The 19,705-nt window shown below is 68.1% G+C and carries 12 protein-coding genes; 10 read left to right on the top strand and 2 right to left on the bottom strand.

The features are described 5' to 3' along the window. The 8 genes from ACN269_RS08545 to ACN269_RS08510 all read left to right on the top strand — a co-directional run bounded on the left by ACN269_RS08545 (position 1) and on the right by ACN269_RS08510 (position 13,945). A complete protein-coding gene (locus tag ACN269_RS08545; RefSeq protein ID WP_421471924.1) occupies positions 1-684 on the top strand; it encodes a hypothetical protein in 684 nt (227 codons plus the stop codon). Positions 685-771: 87 nt separating this feature from the next. Then, positions 772-1,956 carry a glycoside hydrolase family 88 protein gene (locus tag ACN269_RS08540; RefSeq protein ID WP_421471923.1) on the top strand — a complete coding sequence of 395 codons (1,185 nt, stop codon included), beginning with the start codon at positions 772-774 and terminating at the stop codon, positions 1,954-1,956. 34 nt (positions 1,957-1,990) lie between these two features. Then, positions 1,991-2,815: a 5-deoxy-glucuronate isomerase gene (iolB, locus tag ACN269_RS08535; protein ID WP_421471922.1), complete on the top strand. Its 825-nt coding sequence runs from the start codon at positions 1,991-1,993 to the stop codon at positions 2,813-2,815. Positions 2,816-2,842: 27 nt separating this feature from the next. Next, positions 2,843-3,010 carry a hypothetical protein gene (locus ACN269_RS08530; RefSeq protein ID WP_421471921.1) on the top strand — a complete coding sequence of 56 codons (168 nt, stop codon included), beginning with the start codon at positions 2,843-2,845 and terminating at the stop codon, positions 3,008-3,010. 13 nt (positions 3,011-3,023) lie between these two features. Continuing rightward, a complete protein-coding gene (locus tag ACN269_RS08525; protein ID WP_421471920.1) occupies positions 3,024-4,124 on the top strand; it encodes a LacI family DNA-binding transcriptional regulator in 1,101 nt (366 codons plus the stop codon). A gap of 214 nt (positions 4,125-4,338) precedes the next feature. Continuing rightward, positions 4,339-7,218 carry an immunoglobulin-like domain-containing protein gene (locus tag ACN269_RS08520; protein WP_421471919.1) on the top strand — a complete coding sequence of 960 codons (2,880 nt, stop codon included), beginning with the start codon at positions 4,339-4,341 and terminating at the stop codon, positions 7,216-7,218. 268 nt (positions 7,219-7,486) lie between these two features. Further along, complete coding sequence (locus ACN269_RS08515; protein WP_421471918.1) at positions 7,487-13,699, top strand: RHS repeat-associated core domain-containing protein; 6,213 nt, start codon at positions 7,487-7,489, stop codon at positions 13,697-13,699. Positions 13,700-13,708: 9 nt separating this feature from the next. Beyond that, complete coding sequence (locus ACN269_RS08510; protein ID WP_421471917.1) at positions 13,709-13,945, top strand: hypothetical protein; 237 nt, start codon at positions 13,709-13,711, stop codon at positions 13,943-13,945. Positions 13,946-15,148: 1,203 nt separating this feature from the next. On the opposite strand, the gene ACN269_RS08505 is transcribed toward ACN269_RS08510, so the two are convergent. Continuing rightward, entirely contained in the window at positions 15,149-15,667 is a 519-nt protein-coding gene (locus ACN269_RS08505; RefSeq protein WP_421471916.1) for a hypothetical protein, read from the bottom strand. A gap of 15 nt (positions 15,668-15,682) precedes the next feature. Further along, positions 15,683-16,693: a hypothetical protein gene (locus ACN269_RS08500; RefSeq protein ID WP_421471915.1), complete on the bottom strand. Its 1,011-nt coding sequence runs from the start codon at positions 16,691-16,693 to the stop codon at positions 15,683-15,685. A gap of 122 nt (positions 16,694-16,815) precedes the next feature. Here ACN269_RS08500 and ACN269_RS08495 point away from each other — a divergent pair, with 122 nt between their 5' ends. Then, complete coding sequence (locus ACN269_RS08495) at positions 16,816-17,472, top strand: hypothetical protein (protein WP_421471914.1); 657 nt, start codon at positions 16,816-16,818, stop codon at positions 17,470-17,472. A gap of 332 nt (positions 17,473-17,804) precedes the next feature. Further along, positions 17,805-19,679 carry a S8 family peptidase gene (locus ACN269_RS08490; RefSeq protein ID WP_421471913.1) on the top strand — a complete coding sequence of 625 codons (1,875 nt, stop codon included), beginning with the start codon at positions 17,805-17,807 and terminating at the stop codon, positions 19,677-19,679. Positions 19,680-19,705 lie beyond the last annotated feature (26 nt).

Raw genomic sequence — 19,705 nt, 5'->3', positions numbered from 1 at the left:
ATGATCCCGCGTCCGCGCCACGACACCATCGCCGCCGTCTTCGACGGCGTCTACACCGCGCTGGTCACCAACATCATGCTGGTGCTCGGCTGCCTGCCGCTGGTGGCCCTCGCACTCACCACCGACGCCGCCCGGGCCTGGCCGCTGTACGCGCTGACCGCCCCGCTGTGCGCACCGAGCCTGTGCGGCGTCTTCGCGATCATGTCCAACTACTCGTCAGGTGGCACTCGTGGCCTGCTACGCACGTTCGGCGGCACCTGGCGGGCCACCGCCCGCCGGGCCATCCTCTGGGCCTTCGCAGCCACCGCAGTCCTGGTCGTCCTCGTCGTCGACGCGAGCGCGTGGTGGGGCCACCGGATGGGCGCGCTCACGCTGCCGATCCTCGCCGTGCTCACCGTACTCACGGCCGCCACCGCGCTGCTCGGCCTGGTGACCATCGCCGAGCGTCCCGCCGCGCGACTGCGCGACGTGGCCCGCGTGTGCACGTACCTGGCGATGCGCCGTTGGTATCTCACCGCCGCGTCCCTGCTGGTCCTGGCGCTGCTGGCGCAGCTCTTCGTGGCCCGTCCCGCGCTGGCGCTCGGCGTCGCGGCGGCACCGTTGCTGTACGTCGTGTGGTCCAACAGCCGGTACAGCCTGCGGGCCGCGCTCGATCCACCGGCGGCGGCGGCCCCGAGCACCTGATCTCTCCACCCTCCCGGCGATCGAGCCGGGACGCCGACGAGACACCTGCCCGGCACCGCTCCGGACACACGAGGGAGAAGAACACCCATGACGGCGACCAACGTCCGTCCCAGCCCAGACGCCGAAGCGATGGCGGCCGCGGTGACCGCCGCGATACGTACCATCGAGGCGAACATCGACACCTTCGGTACGCGGTACCCGGCGGACACCACCGTCGCCAACCGCTACCCGCTACGACCACCAACCGCCGGCCAGCCCGAAGGCGCCAACGTCGGCTGGACGACCAGTTTCTGGCCCGGCATGTTGTGGCTCGCGCACGACCTGACCGGCGACGAACGCCACCTGCGGGCGGCACTGGCACACGTCGACAGCTTCGTCGACCGCGTGCACGGTGGCATCGACCTGGATACCCACGACCTCGGTTTCCTCTACACCCTCGCCTGCGTCACGCCGGCCCGGCGCACCGACGACCGGCGGGCCCGGTCGGCTGCCCTGGCCGCCGCCGACCACCTGATGACCCGCTTCCTCGAACCGGCCGGCATCATCCAGGCCTGGGGCGACCTGGCCGACCCTCGCCAACGCGGCCGCACCATCATCGACAGCCTGATGAACACTCCGCTGCTCTACTGGGCCAGCCAGACCACCGGCGACGACCGGTACGCTGCGGCCGCCCGCCGGCACACCGCCCAGCTGCGCGAGCACATCCTGCGTCCGGACGGCAGTACCTTCCACACCTTCTACTGGGACCCGGAGACCGGCGTACCGCTGCGCGGCGAGACGGAGCAGGGCCACGGGGACGACACCTGCTGGGCCCGTGGGCAGGCATGGGGCATCTACGGCTTCACCCTGAACCACCGGTACACCGGGGACCCCACCCTGCTTGCCGCCGCCTCGACCTGCGCGGACCATCTTCTCGCACGGTTGCCGGCCGACCACGTCGCCTACTGGGACCTGGAGTTCGGCGACGGCAGCGACCAGGAGCGGGACAGTTCCGCCGCCGCGATCGCCGCCTGCGGGCTGACCGAGCTCGCCGGCAGCGTCGCCGACCCGGCGCGTGCGATCGGCTACCGCGACGCGGCCCACCGGATCCTGCGCTCCCTGGTGGACAACTACGCCAGCGACGGCCACCCAACCTCGAACGCGCTCCTCCTGCACGGCGTCTACGACAAGCCCAAGGGCGTCGGCGTCGACGAGGGAAACCTCTGGGGCGACTACTTCTACCTGGAGGCTCTCACCCGCGCCACCACCCCCGGCTGGACCAGTCCCTGGTGACCCGCACCATCCGTACGAACTCTGGAAGGCGATCATGAATCACCGGTACCACTGCGTCATCCCCGCCGCCGACGGCCACAACACGCTGCCCTTCAATCCCTGCCGACTACTGGACTTCGCCCTGCTGAAGCTGTCGGCCGGCCAGACCTGGACCGGTGGATCCGACGACCGGGAGGCCCTCGCGGTCGTTCTCGGCGGCACCGCGAACTTCACCGTCGCCGACCACCACTTCCCGCAGGTCGGCCAGCGTGCCGACGTCTTCTCCGGCAAGCCGCACTCGGTGTACATCCCGGCGGGTTCCCGCATCATCGTGGAGGCGGTCACCGACGTGGAGATCGCCCTGCCAAGCGCCCCCAGTGACCTGACCACCGCCCCGTACGTCATCGCACCGGAACAGGTCGTCGGCGGGCGCTGGGGGGCGGCGAACTTCGGGCGGACCTACCACCAGATACTCACCGAGATCAGCCAGCCGGACCTGGCCGCCCGTCGGCTCATCGTCGGCGAGACCTACACGCCGTCCGGAAACTGGAGCACCTACCCGCCGCACCGGCACCGGGTCGACGACCTGCCCGCCGAGGCGGCGCACGAGGAGATGTACTACTACCGGGTCAACCCGTCGAACGGGTTCGGCATCAGCCGGGTCTACACCGACGACGGGTACGAGGAGAACGTCACCATCCGGGATCACGTGATGCAGATGATGCCGGAGGGCTACCACACCGTGGTCAGCGCACCCGGCTACACCACGTACTTCCTGTGGTTCCTGGCCGGCACCCAGCGCACCCAGGGCGCCCGCGAGGACGCCGACCTGGCCTGGGTCGGCCAGGCCGTTCCGACCCTGCGCAACCTGGGACTCTGACGATGGTCGTGCCCACCTTCCGCCTTGATGGGCGGGTCGCTCTCGTCGCCCGCGCCAACCGGCGGCACTGGCCAGGCCGGCGCGACCGCGCTGGCCCCGGCCAGCGTGGGCGCGGCGCTCTTCCTCGCCTCTGACGCCGCGCGGTACGTGCACGGCGCCGTCCTCGCGGCGGACGGGGGCTGGCTCGCCCGTTAGGAGCAGACGCATCGTGGTAACCGGTCGGTTGTTCAGCGCACAACGGCAGGAGCTCCTGCTCGCCGAACTACGCGGACAGGGCGCGGTACGGGTTCGCGACCTCGCCCGCGAGTTCGGCGTCAGCGAGCTCACCATCCGACGCGACATCGCCGCCCTTGCCGAGCAGGGCCTCGTGGCGAAGGTCCACGGCGGCGCCACGCTGCCACCGCCCCGCAACGCCGTCCACCAGCGCCGACAGGCCTCGCTCCGTCTCGACGTCGGCATGGTCGTGCCCTCGCTCGACGTCTACTGGCTGCCTGTCGTGGCCGGCGCGCGCGCTGCCGCTGCCGCGCTCGGTGTCAGCATCCACCTGCGCGGTTCGAGCGACGACCCCGACGAGGACCGCCGCCGGACACACCGTCTCGTCGCGGCGCACCAGGTCCAAGGTCTGTTGCTGGCACCGAGCTCGGACGGCGACGACGCCGACGAGAATCTCGAATGGACCGGACACCTGCCGGTGCCGACCATCCTCGTCGAACGCCAGCCACGCCGGTGGACGCCGTCGACCCGGCATATCGAGTGGGTGCGCACCGATCACTCTCTCGGCCTCGAGATCGCCATCTACCACCTCCGGCAGCAGGGCCACCGTCGAGTCGGACTCGTCGTCGCGCAGGCCAGTCCGACGTCGGTCCACCTGCGGCACGCCTGGCGGACCGCAGCCGCCGATCCCCGGCTGTCCGGTGTCCTCGCCGTCGAGGGATCCGTCGGGGCGCCTGGAGACCGGAACCTCATCGGTGGCGTCCTGGGGATCTGCAGCCGTGCCGGCGTCACCGCTTTGATCGTGCACAGTGACCTGCACGCCGTCGCGGTCGCCAGGGTCTGCGCCGAGATGGGCATCGCCATCCCTGACGATCTCGCGATCGTCTCCTACGACGACGAGATCGCTCACCTGGCCGATCCCGCGATCACCGCGGTCCGGCTGCCGAAGAGTCACGTCGGTCGCCTTGCCGTCGAGCTGATGGTCTCTCGCCTGCTTCACGGTGTACGTCGGCCACCACACCGGGTTCTACTCGCCCCAGACCTCGTCGTCCGCGGGTCGTCGCTGTCTCCCACGCAACCGCACTTCACGAGTTGAATGGTTGACGTCTGTGGTCAGGGGGTTGGTCGTTCGGGACGGATCGCGTTGACTCGACCACGGGCCGTAGTTAGGGTTTACACCCTTCGTCCACTTCGGAGCGCGCCACCACCACGCCGCCAAGGAGGACCCATTGCGACTACGACAGCCAAGGTCACGTCCCGGACCGAGTCGGAAGAGTAGAGGTGTCGTCGCCCTGACCCTGGGTGTGCTCATGTCGGTTCCGATCGGCGCGACACCCTCGCACGCCGCCGTGCAGCGGCTCGATGGGGGTCTGGTGCACCACTTCGCGCTCGACGAGACCAGTGGAACGACATTGGTCAACTCGGGTAGCGCGGGCTCGGCGGCGAACGCCACCCTGGTGAATCCGGGGAAGGCGAGCCTGACCGGGGACGGAGTCAGGTTCAACCCCGACTCCTACCAGGGCGCCCTCGACGGCGCGTACGTGGCGCTGCCGAGCGACATCACCGCCGGCATGTCCAACCTCACCGTCGACTACGACGTGTGGATCGACCCGGCGAACGTCGGCGAGCACCAGATGTGGAGCTTCGGCCGCAAGTCCGGCTCGTGCGACGCCGACACCGGCGCCGAGGGCTCGATCTTCGCGTCGAACACCCAACGGTTCCGCGTCGCCGTGGGTCCGGCGAACCTGCAACAGAACCGGGTCCGCATGCGCGAAGGCGCGTGGACGCACGTCACCTACACCCAGTCGCTGAACGCGGACGGAACGAGCTGGACCGGCCGGCTCTACCTCGACGGCGTACCGCACGCGACGTCGACGAGCCTGACCACGCCACCGTCGGTGAGCTCTGCCGGAACCAACTGCAACTTCCTCGGTCGCTCCCAGACGTCGAGTCACTACTCGTTCCGCGGGACGATCCGGGACTTCCGGGTCTACGACCGGGCACTGAGTCTCGACGAGACGCTCACCCGGGCGCAGCGGACCGTCTCCGAGGGCGTCCGCGCCGACGCCGCCGCCATCGACCTCGGCCTGACCAGTGCGGTCGTACACGACATCGTGCTGCCCAAGGTGGGCTCCACAGCGGGTTCGGCCATCACCTGGACGAGTTCGGACCCCTCGGTCGTCGAGGTCCACACGCCGCCCGCTGTCGCCAGCGCCCGCAAGGTCGCGGTGACCGGCATGATCAAGCGGCCCGCGCAGGGCCAACCCGACGCGACAGCCACGCTGACGGCGACTGTCCGCAAGGGCGCCCAGGAGGTCACCACCCGGGAGATCCCCGTCGTGGTCAAAGCCGAGTTCGACGACGCGCAGGCGGTCGACCGCGACGCCTTCGACCTGACCCTGCCGGGCACCGATGACGTACGCGGGAACCTGGACCTTGCCACCAAGGGCGGGTTCGGCTCGACGATCACCTGGAGGTCGACCACCGCACTCGTCACGCCGACGGGCGAGGTGACCCGCCCGTCCTTCGGCCACCAGGACGTCGCCGGCACCCTGACAGCGACGATCACCAAGGGTACGGCCTCGCGGACCAGGTCGTTCCCGGTGACCATCACCGCCATGCCCCGTTCCGAGGAGTACGAGCGGTACTTCATGGGGTACTTCAAGGGCGAGGGGATCGCCGACGGCGAGCAGATCATGTTCGCCACGTCCAACGGGAACACCGCTCTGGACTGGACCGGGTTGACCGGCGGCCGGCCGTCACTCATCTCGCAGCTCGGCGACCAGGGACTTCGCGACCCGCACATCGTCCGCTCACCCGACGGCGACACGTTCTACATGATCGCCACCGACCTCAACTGGTACGACCAGGGTGGATACGCCATCAACGACACCCAGTACATCGAGGTGTTCGAGTCGCACGATCTGGTGAACTGGACCCCTCAACGGCACGTGAAGGTCGCGCCCGACAACGCGGGCAACGCCTTCGCGCCGGAGTCGCTGTGGGTCGAGGAGATCGGCGCCTACGTGGTGTTCTGGGCCCAGTCGCTCTGGAGCGACCCGGTGAACCGCACCGGCCAGGGCAACGCGCAGATGTGGTACGCCACGACGCGGGACTTCAAGACGTTCTCCGCTCCCCAGGTCTGGCAGGACCCCGCTCCGCTGTCGCGGATCGACACGACCGCGATCCGGGTCGGCGACCACTATTACCGGGTGACCAAGAACGAGGCCGGCAACCAGGGCTCGGACATCTTCTCCGAGAAGCACACCGACTTCCTGGACAGCAACCTCGACAACTGGACACTGGTCGCGCCGGCGCTGGGGCGGACGACGTGGGTCGCCAACCAGGGGTACGAGGGACCGGTCATCTTCAAGGCGAACCCCGGGGACACCTCCTGCCCCGGCCAGTTCTACCTGTGGGGCGACCGGTACACGAACGGCGGCGGATACCAGGCCGCGTGCCACGAGAACATCGAGGCCCCGACGTGGAACGCCAAGGCGATCACGATGACCAACGCGGGTGTCGTCCGTCCGCGCCACGGCACCGTGATCCCACTGACCGTCCGCGAGTGGAACGACATCCGGGGGATCCCGAACAGCGACGTCACGACCACCACCGAGGTGGCCGTCACGCCGTACCCGAGTAAGGCCCAGACGACCACGGCCACCGCGACGGTCACCGCGGCCGACGGGTTCGAGACCGGCGGCCAGGTGCGGTTCAGCCTCGGCTCGTGGTCGACGCTCGCCCACCTCGACGACGGCGCGGCCACCGTCACGCTTCCGGCAGGTCTGCCGGCGGGAGCCCGGGATCTCAAGGCCGAGTACCTCGGCTTCGGGTACCTGAAGGTATCGGCGGGTACGGCGTCGTTCGAGGTGCCCTCCGGCCCGGCCGCCGTCAAGGTCAAGGCGAAAGCCACGCCAGCGTCGGTCGTCCGCGGGGAAACGTTCAGGTTGGCCGTGACCGTCGAGCCGACGGGCGGACCGAAGCATCACGCCCCGACCCCGACCGGCGAGGTCACCGTCACCTTCGGCGGTACCGAGCAGGTCGTGCCGCTGGTGAACGCTAAGGCGGTCGTCGAACTGCGGACCGCCGATCTGCGCCCCGGGACCTACCAGGTCCACGTCGCCTACTCGGGTAACCCGACCTACCAGCCCCACGCCGGCAACTACCAGAAGTTGCGGGTGCGCTAACCGGCCCAGACTCCCCGGCAGGTGCGGGGATGCGCTACAGCAGCGGGCGGGCGAGATCTGTGATCTCGCCCGCCCGTTGTTAAGCAGTGCCTCTGGCAATCACCCGAGCCGCGATCATCGATGTCCGTCCAGCTGATGATGACACCTCACTTTTGTAGTTACGTGATCGACGATCTGTATTCATCTAGGAGGTTCAGTGGAACGAAGAAGATCCGTGTGGGGCCCGGTGTCTGGGATCCCGCGCCTGTCGCGTAGGCCCGCCGGGCGGATGCTTGCCGCCGGTCTGTCGTTGGTGTTGGCGGCGACGATGGCGGACTGGGTGGCCGCGCAGCCGGTCGCTGCGGCTCCGAAGCCGGCCGAGCGTGCTCAGGCCGAGCCGCAGGTGTTGGAGCGGCCGGATGAGGCGGCAGCGCTGGTGACGGCGCGGTTGACCAACAAGAAGGTTCGGATCACCGGGATGACGTCGGAGACGTCCGAGTTCTGGGCGTTGCCGGACGGGCGGGTGGAAGCGGAGGTCCACCTCGCCCCGGTGCGGATGCGGCGAAGCGGGGGCTGGGTTCCGGTGGATCTCGCCATGGCCGCCCAGCCGGACGGTTCGGTGGCACCGAAGGCTCATCCCGGCGACCTGCGCCTTTCTGGAGCACGGCCAGCGTCGTCCAATGGAGAACTGGCCTCGCTGGAGACCGGTAGCGGTCGGATGGCTCTTGGCTGGAGCGGTCGGCTCCCGGCACCGACCATCGAGGGCACGAAGGCCAAGTACCCCGAGGTGTTCCCTGGCGTGGACCTTGTGGTGGAGGCCACTCGGACCGGTGTCGAGACGTTCCTGGTGGTGAAGTCCCGCGAAGCGGCGGCGCACGTCGCTCAGGTGAGCATGCCCGTAACCGGTGAGGGACTGAAGTCGCTTGCCCGGGAAGCAAACGGCAACATCAAGTTCCGGGACGGCGGGGGTCGGCAGATCGCGTCATCCGCCGCACCGGAGATGTGGGACGCCCAGGTCGGCGCGGTGGGACGGCCAGCCGCGCAGAAGGTGGTCTCTGCCCAGGTCGGCTCCTTGACTGAGGTCAAGAATCGGGGCCGGCGTGCCGACTTCAGCCTGCGCCCGGACATGAAGTGGCTGACCGCTCCCGAGCGGCAGTACCCGGTGGTCATTGACCCGCAGCTCAACCCAGTGTTGACGACGTTCGACACGTATGTGAAGCAGAACGACGGCGTCGACCGGGGTGGTGCCAACGACCTGCAGGTGGGCCGGTCCTCGGACGGCCTCATCGCTCGCGCCCTGGCCCGCTGGGACACCACGGCTCTCGTAGGCAAGAAGATCAACTCCGCGACCATGTACTTCTGGAACTTCTGGTCGGGGACCTGCTCGGCACGATCGTGGGAACTGTGGTCGGTCGGGCCCGTCTCCGACGGGGTGCTCTGGAGTACCCAACCGGCGTGGAACTACCGCGAGGCTACGTCGACGGCCACCAAGGGCTTCAACGGAACGTGCGACGACGGCTGGTCATCCATCTCGGCTACGAGCTTCTTCCAACGCGCGGCGAATGTCGGCGACACGCGGGCCGATATGGGCATCCGGTCCACGTCGGAAACCGATACCACCGCCTTCAAGCAGTTCCGGTCCCGTAACGCGGCTGAGCCGGCCGAGGTGCCGTACGCGGTCGTCAACTACGACTCGTACACGACGGTCACCGCACGGGCGACGGTGCCGTCGTCACCGTGCGCGACCGGGTCCAGCACCCCCTATGTGAACACGAGGACGCCGCAGCTCCGGGCGCAGGTCACCAACCCCGGCGGGGGGCAGGTGAAGGCCGAGTTCGAGTGGCTGACCGGCGGTGGTACCCGGCTCGGTGGTGCGATCGTCGGACCGGGAGCGTCGGGCTCGTGGCTGGCCGCCTCGGTGCCGGCCGGCGTCTTCGGCGAGGGTGCAACATACTCGTGGCGGGTCCGCGGGACCGACGGCCTGGTCGACGGTCCGTGGAGCGGGTACTGCGCGATGACCGTGGACACCATCGCACCGTCGGCGGCACCTTCGGTGGCGTCGACGACGTACCCACAGGGGCAGTGGGCCGCAGCGGCCGGGACGGCGGGTGACTTCACCTTCGGCGCCTCCGGCGTGAGCGACGTCTCCGCCTACGAGTACGGCCTGAACGTCAACCCGCCCAATCAGACCGTCAACGCGGCCACCCTCGGCGGTAGCGCGACCGCCTCGATCACCCCGACCGCCGATGGGCCGCAGACACTGTACGTGCGCTCGCGTGACCGGGCGGGCAACCAGTCGGCGATCCAGGCGTACACCTTCAACGTCGGCTCCGGTGCGGTGACCTCGCCGAAGGAAGGCGACATCAGTGCGGCGAAGGTGGCCATCACTGGCGTGGGCCAGGCGGCCGCCACCGGTGTGACGTACCAGTGGCGGCGCGGCGACGCCGACGCGTGGGTGAACATCCCGGCCGGGCACGTCACCGTCGCTGCGGGCGGGGGTGCCGTGACCTGGCCGCTGCCGACCAGCGGCGGGGGCAACTTCCCCAAGCTCAACTGGAACCTCGAGGCCACCCTCGCGGCGGCCGACGCGGAGTCCATCCCCCGCAGTGGTCCGCTCCAGATGCGCGGCATCTTCACCGGTGGCACCGGAGGCACCTCCAGCACGGTCAAGATCAGTTTCGACCGGGACCAGGCATCGGCGGCGGCCGAGGAGATCGGGCCTGGCTCGGTCAACCTCATCACCGGCAACTACACGGTGTCCGACACCGACGTCTCCGTCGACTCGTTCGGCAGCGACCTCACGCTCACCCGCTCGTACAACACGCGGCGGGCGGGCGAGACGGACACGGCGAACATGTTCGGACCTGGATGGGTGTCCGGGGCTGTGGTCGAGGAGGCGGAGTCGCCCTACACGTCACTGACCGTGTACGGCTCACTGGTGCAGGTCGGTCTGCCGGAGGGTGACACGATTGGCTTCACCAAACGTAACGCCACCGTCTTCGATCCCGAGGTCGGGATGGAGTTCCTCAAGCTGACCTACAACTCCACCGGCGACTCGTACGCGATGACGGACGAGGACGGCAACTCGGTGTTGTTCACCAGGGTCCCCGGGAGTGCTGCGGGCAGTTACTTCCCGACCTCGGTGACCGTGCCGGGCAGCAACCAGACCACGACGCTGGGCTGGGAGAAGGCCACCGTCGCCGGCAAGGAGGTCGTCCGGCCGACCCGAATGCTGGCCCCGGTGCAGGATGGGGTCAACTGTACGACGCTGACCCGCGGCTGCCGGGCGTTGACGTTCACCTATGCCACGACGACGACGGCGACCGGCACTGCAGAGTCGGGGTGGGGTGACCACACCGGCCGGGTGAAGGAAATCGCCTTCACCGCCTGGGATCCGGACCTGGCCACACCCGCGATGCGTACCGTGCCGATGGCCCGGTACGCCTACGACAACGCTGGTCGGCTACGAGCGATGTGGGATCCGAGGCTCGACTGGAACGACGCCGGCACCCTGCGGCAGTTGCGGGAGACCTACGACTACAACGCCGACGGGATCCTCAGCGCCATCAAGCCGGTCGCTGAGGAGCCGTGGCAGCTCAGCTACACCACCCTGCCCGGGGATCCGGGCGCGGGTCGGCTGCACAAGGTGACCCGGTCGGCGTTGACCGCCGGCACCGCCACGCAGACCGTCGTCTACAAGGTTCCGGTCGCGGGCACCGGCGCGCCGTACGACCTGTCACCGGCGCAGACCAATCGGTGGTCCCAGGCCGAAGCGCCGACCGACGCGACGGCCGTCTTCCCGGCCAACCAGGTGCCGACCGGTGACCCGGCCGCCGGCACCCTGCCGTCGTCCTACGAGCGGGCCACGGTCACCTACCTCGACGCGAACGCGCGTCAGGTGAACACCGCGACACCGGGCGGGCACATCGGCGCCACCTGGTACGACCAGTGGGGCAACACGGTTCGAACGCTCACCGCCGGCAACCGAGCCCGGGCATTGGCGGTGAGTTCAACCGACGACGCGGCGGCGGAGAGCTTGCTCGCCCGCACCCGCTCCACGCTGAACACGTACTCCTCGGACGGCCAGCGGCTGCTGAGCACCCAGGAGCCGGAGCACGACGTCATGCTCCCTGACGGCACGACCGTACGCGGACGCAAGCACACGATGAACACGTACGACCAGGGTGCGCCGACCACCGGTGGACCCTACAACCTGATCACCAAGCAGGAGGTCGGTGTTCGCGTCTACAACGCCGGTGGCGTGGGGAGCGACCTTGACGTCCGGACCACCACTACCGGATACGACTGGGTTCTGCGCCAGCCGACGGTGGTGACGGTGGACCCAGGCGTTCTCGCCCAGACCACCCGCACGACGTACGACCCAGTCACCGGCCTGGTCACCTCCACGACCGCTCCCGCCGGCGGCACCAGCACCACCACACCGGCAACCCGCAGGACGATCTACTACCGGGCCACTTCCGGATCCGGCTATGCCGAGTGTGACTTGCGACCGGAGTGGGCGAACCTGCCCTGCCGGGTGCAGCCGGGCGGCCAAGCCGCCAGCGGGCCGGAACTGCCCGCGACGCTGACCACATACGACATACACAACAAGCCGCGGGTTGTCACGGAGAAGACCAGTGCGGGAACGCTGCGTACGACAACCACGACCTACGACAGTGCCGGCCGGGCGTACGAAACCAGCGTGGCGGCGGCGGGACTCGGCACGGCGGTGCCGATCAGTCGGAACGTCTACGAGGCGGCGACCGGGCGGCTGCTGCACGTGCAGTCGCTGGTCGGTGGCCTGACCACGGCGCAGGTCAGCAAGGGTTACGACGGCCTGGGCCGGCAGACGTCCTACACAGATGCCGATGGGACCACCTCCACCACCAGCTTCGATCTGCTCGGGCGGGTGGCGACCAGCAACGACGGCAAGGCCACCCGGACCTACACCTACGACGGTGGAGCCGAGCGGCGTGGCTTGTTGACCTCGGTCAATGACACCCAGGCCGGTACCTTCACCGGCAGCTACGACGTCGACGGGAACGTGACGTCGGAGACCTGGCCCAATGGCGTACAGGTCACCACGGAGACCGACGAGACCGGCACCCCGGTCGCGATGACCTACGCTAAGCCGGGCTGCGCGGCCGCCGACTGCACCCTCTACTCCGAGTCGTTGGTGGAGTCGGCGCACGGCCAGTGGCGGAAGCGCTCGTCCAGCCTGTCGGAGCAGAGTTACAGCTACGACCAGGCTGGCCGCCTTAGCTCGATCCAGGACACCATTGGGGGGCAGTGCACCACCCGGTCGTACGGGTTTAGCGCCTCATCGAACCGCATGTCGGCCAGCGCATACGGCCCAGGCGCCGACGGTGTGTGCCAAACGGCGACCGTAGCGTCGGCACGGACCTGGACGTACGATACGGCCGACCGGGTGAACACCGCCGGTTACGGGTACGACGCTCTCGGCCGCACGACGGCAGTGCCCGCGATCGACACTGCCACGACGTCAGGGGGGGACGTGACCATCGCGTACCACTCGACGGACCTGGTGGACACAATCACCCAGGGTGGGCGGACAACGGACTACGTCCTGGACGTGACCGGTGAGCGCATCCGTTCGTGGACTGACAACGCCACCGGTGCCCCCGTGCAGTCCCTGTACCACTACGACGGAGACGAGGACAGCCCGTCGTGGACACAGGAGACGGCCGGCCGTTTCACCCGACCGGTGTCAGGCCTGTCGGCGATGGCCGGCATCTTCGACAGTGACAGCGCCCAGGTCAACTGGCAGATCACCAACCTGCATGGAGACCTGGTCGCGGCGATCCACGGTGGCGACGAGGGTCTGTCGAGCACCAGCGAAGCCGACGAGTACGGCACGCCACGCAACCCCGGCGACATTGGAACACAGCGATACGGCTGGCTCGGCGCCAAGCAGCGAGCCGCGGACACCCCGTCAGGCATCATCCTCATGGGCGTCCGCCTCTATAACCCCGCCACCGGCCGCTTCCTCCAGACCGACCCCGTCGAGGGTGGCAGTTGCAACGATTACGACTACGCCTGCGCGGACCCAGTCAACGCCTTCGACCTCGACGGGAAGAAGTGGTGCTGGAAGTTCTGCGGCTGGGGACGCAACTCCGTGTGGCGAATGGCCTACCATGGAGGTCGGATGGCAGTTACTGCCGCCGGATTCTACGGTGGCTTCAGCGCAGCGCGAGGCGGGTTTCGTGGGCTCCGTTCCAGTTGGAAGACTTACAAGGCCATCAAAAAGAACGGTTTCAAGGCAACCTGGCGACCGTTTAAGAGAATGAGTTGGAAAGAGCGATTCAATTATGGCGTGTCGGCCGGTTCCGCTTGGATGGGGTTCCACGACTTCAAGAATGACTCGCGGGAGTTCCGGCGAGCGTGGGGCGACACCAAGCGGGCCGGTGGCGAGAAGTACTGCAGAGTCGCCCGTAAGGTGAGCCGCTGGGCGTCCCGAGGAATGTATTCGGGATGCAGGTGATTATGTATCGTGACTAACGACGAGCCGATTGGCAAGCGGAATCTTCGCCGGGCTCCGGGTCAGCATCCGGCGTTTCTGGCGGCGTACTTCATCATTGCCTTGGCATTCTTCTTCAATCACGAAAACGTGGTGCTGCGACTGCTCGCCGGCGCGATGATGGCCGGCCTCGCGGTGCAGTTCGCCGGCTTTCTCTGGCACCGGCTTCGAAGGAGGGCCAAGAGCATAGATCCGCCGACGAGCGATTGAGAAGATTGGCCGGCTGGCGGCGCGCGACGTGAAAGAAGGGGCGAGAGGGTTCGCGGTTCAGCCCTCTCGCCCCTTCGTCCGCATCGGCCGTGGTCGCGGGTGGCACGCTCGAATTCCCCGTCCGCGTGAGGTGTTGGTGATGTAGAGCACGAAACTCTGCCGTTCCGCCGAAGATCACTGATGCCTCTACGGTTCTTAGCCGAGATGGCAGCGCAGGCATTGAGGACCTGCCGGTAGAGCCCGGACCGGTATGGCGAACGCACCACCGGCCCGCTCGTAACTCCCGGCGAAGCCCAGACCACTGGCCGGTTCCTACAGACCAATCCGATCTGCGGCGGCAACGCCAACCCGTACGATTACTGCTCGGGCGATCCGGTCAACTGCTTCGACCTCGACGGTAAATGGAGCTTCTCCAAGTGGAGGAAGAAGGCTTGGCAGAGTACCAAGCGCTGGTGGCGATCGAACGGTAAGTGGGTGGTCGGCGGAGCGCTCGCCGTTGGTGGTGCGGCCGCCTGCCTCGCCTCCGCTGGCGTCGCATGTGCCATCATCGTCGGCGCTGTGGTCGGCGGCGCTGGTTACGGTTACAACTGCTACCACGACAGCGGCTATCGGTGGAGCAGGCGGTGCAGCGGTCAGGCAGCCAAGGGGGCGGCTTATGGCGCGGTGACTGGCGGCGCCGGCAAGTATCTCAAGCTCCGTTACGCGGGCCGGAACGTCAAGGCATCTCACCGCGGCCATGGACGCGGGGGGTACGGCCGGTCCGGCTCGCACCGCCAGCGTGGATGGCGCCAGTGGGCGAGCAGATGGTGGTGATCGACCACAAACTTTGCGGGAGGCATGATGAGCGGGCAGAGGCCAACCGTCGCCAGATGGGCCTTCTGGGTTCTCGGGATTGTGGCCCTGGCATTCATTACCCAGGTGGTCGCGTCGAGGTCCGGGAAGGAATGGGTGCAATCGGCCGGCTTTGTTCTGCTGATTTTCTTCGCGTTCTTCGCCGCTCCGCACCGGACGAAGTAGTTCAGCACGTTCTCTGACTCATCTGGAGAATGGCAACGCGCGAGTGCCGGCGGTCTCGACCGCCGGCACTCGTCGTCCGGGATGGCTCGTCCGAGGTCGGCTTACCTCGCCTGGCGGTGGGGCCAGGGTCGGGCAATCAACGGGCGGCCCGGCGCATCTCACGGCGGTAAGGAGACCGCACCGGGCTCATCCCACGGGATGTCGGCGGTACTCCGAAGGGAGGTCGCCGAACCCGAGCCCGTTCTCGTCCAGGGCGTTGTAAACGGTCAGCCAGCCGTCCGCGAATCTCAGTCCCACCGTCACGGTGCCGGCCGCCAGGTCGTCGCCGGCCCACTCGAGAAGCGTCACCGCCTCGAGTCGCTGGCCGCGCAGGGCCGCCAACACGTCGTGGACGTCATCGCGCCACCGCAGCTGGAAGCCGTCCGATGTCGGCCATTCCGGCCCTCGGGTCACGTCGATCGAATTCCACGTGATCGACAGGTCGTTGAACTTCTGGTGGTTGACTTCCAGACGTTCTCCGGTGAAGTCGAGCACCACCGGGCAATCAGGGAACCACTCGTCGGGGTCGTCATTCCACACCAGCCAGCTAGATGTCAGTCGGCGACCGACGAGGCTCCGCAGCCGGTGACCGTGACGGGCGGCGATCTCGTCGACCCCGTTGAGCCAAACCGGCTGGTAGCCAGCGATACCGAAGTCGAACAGCACCCGAGGATGATGAGTCTAGAAGGTGTCGATGACAAGTGTGATCCACTGCTCCGGCGGCTCGCCTCTGCGCTCGACGTGCAGTGCGGAGAGCCGGAAGATCAACGTCACGTCCGGCTGGCCCCCTAGGTAGGTGATGAGCAGCTGGCCCGGGGGCGTCGCCTGGAAGGCGGGGTCGCGGAACTTGTCCCTGACGAACCCCAGGTCGAGGCCACGGCTGAGCCCGGCGGCCGCAGTGGTGTCCGCCTGTGGGGACAGCGTGGCCAGGAAGTGGCGGGCGATGTCGAGCCCCAGGGGATTCACACCGTAGGGCTCGCTCAGAGCCCAGCTCTCGCGCAGCGCCAGCGTGGCCCGGACGATCTGGCCCCTGTCGTCGAGGTGGAAGCTGAGCGCGACCGAGTCAGCGAAGTTGCCGGGCTCAACCTCGATCCGGGTCTGGCCGGCGTCATCCTTACCGCGATGCCGCTCCTGCAGGCCAAAGAACGTCCAGAAGTCGGTGGCTGTCAGCTCGGCGTATCGGACCGGGCCGGGTCGGCCGTTGACCCGCTCCCAAGTGCTCGGCAGAACTAGTAGGCCAACCAGCACCGAGGCCAATTCCGTGCTCGTGACGGACCAGAGCTTTCCGGCGGGTTGGGCGTCCACCCCGGCCGCGTTCTGATGCAGGCACAGCAGGGAGTCTCCCGGCCACGGGTCATGGTACTGGTACCTGTCGACGGCCGGGTCGTACCCGACAAGAGTGACCGCGTGCCCGGACCTTCCATCATGGACGAAAGCTAGGCTGCCGAAGCCGTCCAAGGCGACCATCTCGCTCAGCCGCCCCATCATCTCCTGGCGGCTCAGTGTCACCACCGTCGGTATGGTGTCCGCACCGGCCGGCGGGCGCCCATCTACCAGCAGACACACCATTGGTATCGCGAACAGGGTGTAGACGTAGTTCCAGGACTGGCCGATGGTGGCCCCGGCCTCGGAGCCATAGCGCTCGGGGCTCTCCTGTTGAAGCTGCGCTGCTACCTGCTCCAGGGCGACCACCCATCCGGCGCGCTGATCGTTGCCGGACGGTCGCGGGACGGTGACTCGACGCCGACGGCTGATGGCCGGGTCATGTGTCGAGGGGTCCATGCTCTGTACGGTAGCGAGTAGCATCCCGATCGATGAACCAGTCGCCGTACCGCTTGCAGGGCCACGAGATCAGTGTCTGCCCGCACTGCCAGCAGCGGCATCGGTACGCGTTGCAGATCGCGGTGCAAGAAGGCGTGCTGCTGTTTGCCGGTACGCGGACGATCACCGTTCAGCTCAGCTGTCCTCGCACCAATGAACCCTTCGCAGCTGAGGTCATCGTCGGTACCAACGAGGAGTTCGTGCGGATCGCGGACCCCTTCGCCGCGCAGGGCACTCCTGTCGAGCAGCGGCTGCCTGACGGGACAGCGGCCCACGACGCCATGCCGGATCCTGAGTTCGCCGAGTGGGCACGGTCTTCCCGGCAGACCGCGGTGGAGTACTGCCGGGGAATGATGACCGCCGCGTCCGCCGCGATCCCGGTCCACTTCGCGGTCCTGCAATACCTCGGCATCGACCACTCGACGCACCTGCTTCTCCGGCTCGCCGCGATACCGGCCGCGGTGTTCCTGCTCTCGGCGGCCGCTTTCGCGGTTGCCCATCGACCGCGCCTGGTGAGTGTTGCCGCCGGTGAATTCGGGCCGGTCCGGGCGCGGTCGCTGCGCCGTCTCGACCGGCTCATGACCGCCGGCTCGGCGTTGTTCCTGACGGCGACCACTGGGTCGCTCGCTGTCTTTGCCGCGCTGCTCTGACCGTCGGCCCTCGTCGATCATGGAGGTGTTCGCGTGCGGTGATCGCCGCGGCCCGCCAAGCGTGGATCTCCGGTCGGGGCCGGCCAGGCTCCGATCTCCTCTGAAGAATGGCGGAGGTGGCGGCGACGATTCGACAGCACGTCTCGAAATGACCACCAAGCCCGTGATCTGGAATGAATTGCCATATCTTGGCCTCCATCTTGTGAGCGGTATGGAAGACCCGGGATCTGTCTTCTGCCGCCATCATTGAGTAATCTCTTTTCAATCGGCCATCATCGATTCCTCGTCGTGGGCGAGCGGACGAACGAGTGCCGAATCGGAGGGAGGGGAGAATGAGTCTCCCGAGAAGATCAATTGTGGTGGGCGCCGTCGCTCTGCTGGCACTCACCGCCGCCACGCCGGCCACAGCGGCCGAACCGGAAGGCACCATCCGTAGTGCCGGCGGCGCCACGGCCGTCACCGACAGCTACATCGTGGTGTTCAAGGACAGCACGGTGGGTCGGGCACAGGTCGGCGCCACGGCCAGCAGGCTGGCCGGTCAGCACGGCGGAGCGGTCGCTCGGACCTACTCCACGGCCCTGCGCGGCTTCGAGATCACCGCCAGCGCCAAGGCGGCGGCCAGGATCGCCGCGCACCCCGATGTCGCCTACGTCGAGCAGAACCACAGCGTGTCCATCTCCGGAACCCAGCCGAACCCCCCGTCCTGGGGGCTGGACCGCGTCGACCAGCGCAACCTACCGCTCGACAGCTCCTACACGTACCCGAACACCGCGACCAACGTGCACGCGTACATCATCGACACCGGCATGAACTTCGCCCACAACGACTTCGGTGGCCGGGCCACCTCCGGCTACGACGCTGTGGACGGCGGGTCGGCGGACGACTGCAACGGGCACGGCACGCACGTCGCCGGCACCGTCGGCGGCTCGACGTACGGGGTCGCGAAGGGCGTGCAGTTGGTCGGCGTACGGGTGCTGAACTGCTCGGGCAGCGGCACCAACGCCGGTGTGATCGGTGGCATCGACTGGGTCACCGCGAACGCGATCAAGCCGGCGGTGGCGAACATGAGCCTCGGTGGTAGCGCCAACAGCTCGCTCGACACGGCCATCAGCAACTCGATCAACTCCGGCGTGACGTACGCGGTCGCGGCCGGCAACGGCAACGCCCTCGGCGTCCGGCAGAACGCCTGTAACTACTCCCCGGCGCGGGTGGCCTCCGCGATCACCGTGGGTGCGACGCAGAACAACGACGCGGCCGCGAGCTTCTCCAACTTCGGCACCTGCGTCGACATCCTGGCGCCGGGCGTCAACATCACCTCGGCCTGGTACAACGGCAACACCGCGACCAACACGATCAGCGGCACCTCGATGGCCTCACCGCACGTCGCCGGCGCGGCGGCACTGGCGCTGTCGGCGAACCCGTCCTGGAGCCCGCAGCAGGTCCGTGACTACCTGGTCGGCAACTCCACCCCGAACGTGGTGACGAACGTCGGCACCGGCACCCCGAACCAGTTGCTCTACGTGGGCGGCGGTGGCACTCCGCCGGCCGACGACTTCTCCGTCGGAGTGTCGCCGACGGCCGGTTCGACCGCGCCGGGCGGCTCGGTCAGCGCCACCGTGAGCACCGCGACCACCAGCGGCTCGGCGCAGTCGGTGAGCCTATCGGCGAGCGGGCTGCCGAGTGGCGCCACCGCCTCGTTCAGCCCGGCCACGGTGACCTCGGGCGGCTCGTCCACGCTCACCATCGCCACCTCGGCGAGCACGCCTGCTGGCACCTACGCCGTCAGTGTCACCGGTGCCGGCGCTGCGGGTACGCGTAGCGTCACGTACTCGTTGACGGTGACCGGCGCCGGTGGCGGCGGCTGCTCGGGCACCAACGGCACCGATGTGGCGATACCCGACACCAACACGGCGGTGACCAGCGGCATCGTCATCACCGGCTGTAACCGTAATGCCTCCTCGGCGTCCACCGTGGCGGTCGACATCGTGCACACCTTCCGTGGCGACCTGATCATCGATCTGGTGGCACCGGACGGTACGGCCTACCGGTTGAAGAACCAGAGCTTCCTCGACGGTGCCGACAACGTCAACGCCACCTATACCGTCAATCTCTCCACCGAGCCGGCGAACGGCACCTGGCTGCTCCGGGTGCGGGACGTCTTCTCCGGCGACACCGGCTATATCAACGCCTGGACCCTTACCCTCTGACGTGACGAAGGGCCCTTTCCGCTCCG

It is taken from the genome of Micromonospora sp. WMMD736 (assembly GCF_049179015.1).
Lineage (GTDB): Bacteria > Actinomycetota > Actinomycetes > Mycobacteriales > Micromonosporaceae > Micromonospora.
This window is presented reverse-complemented; position numbering and strand designations above follow the sequence as displayed.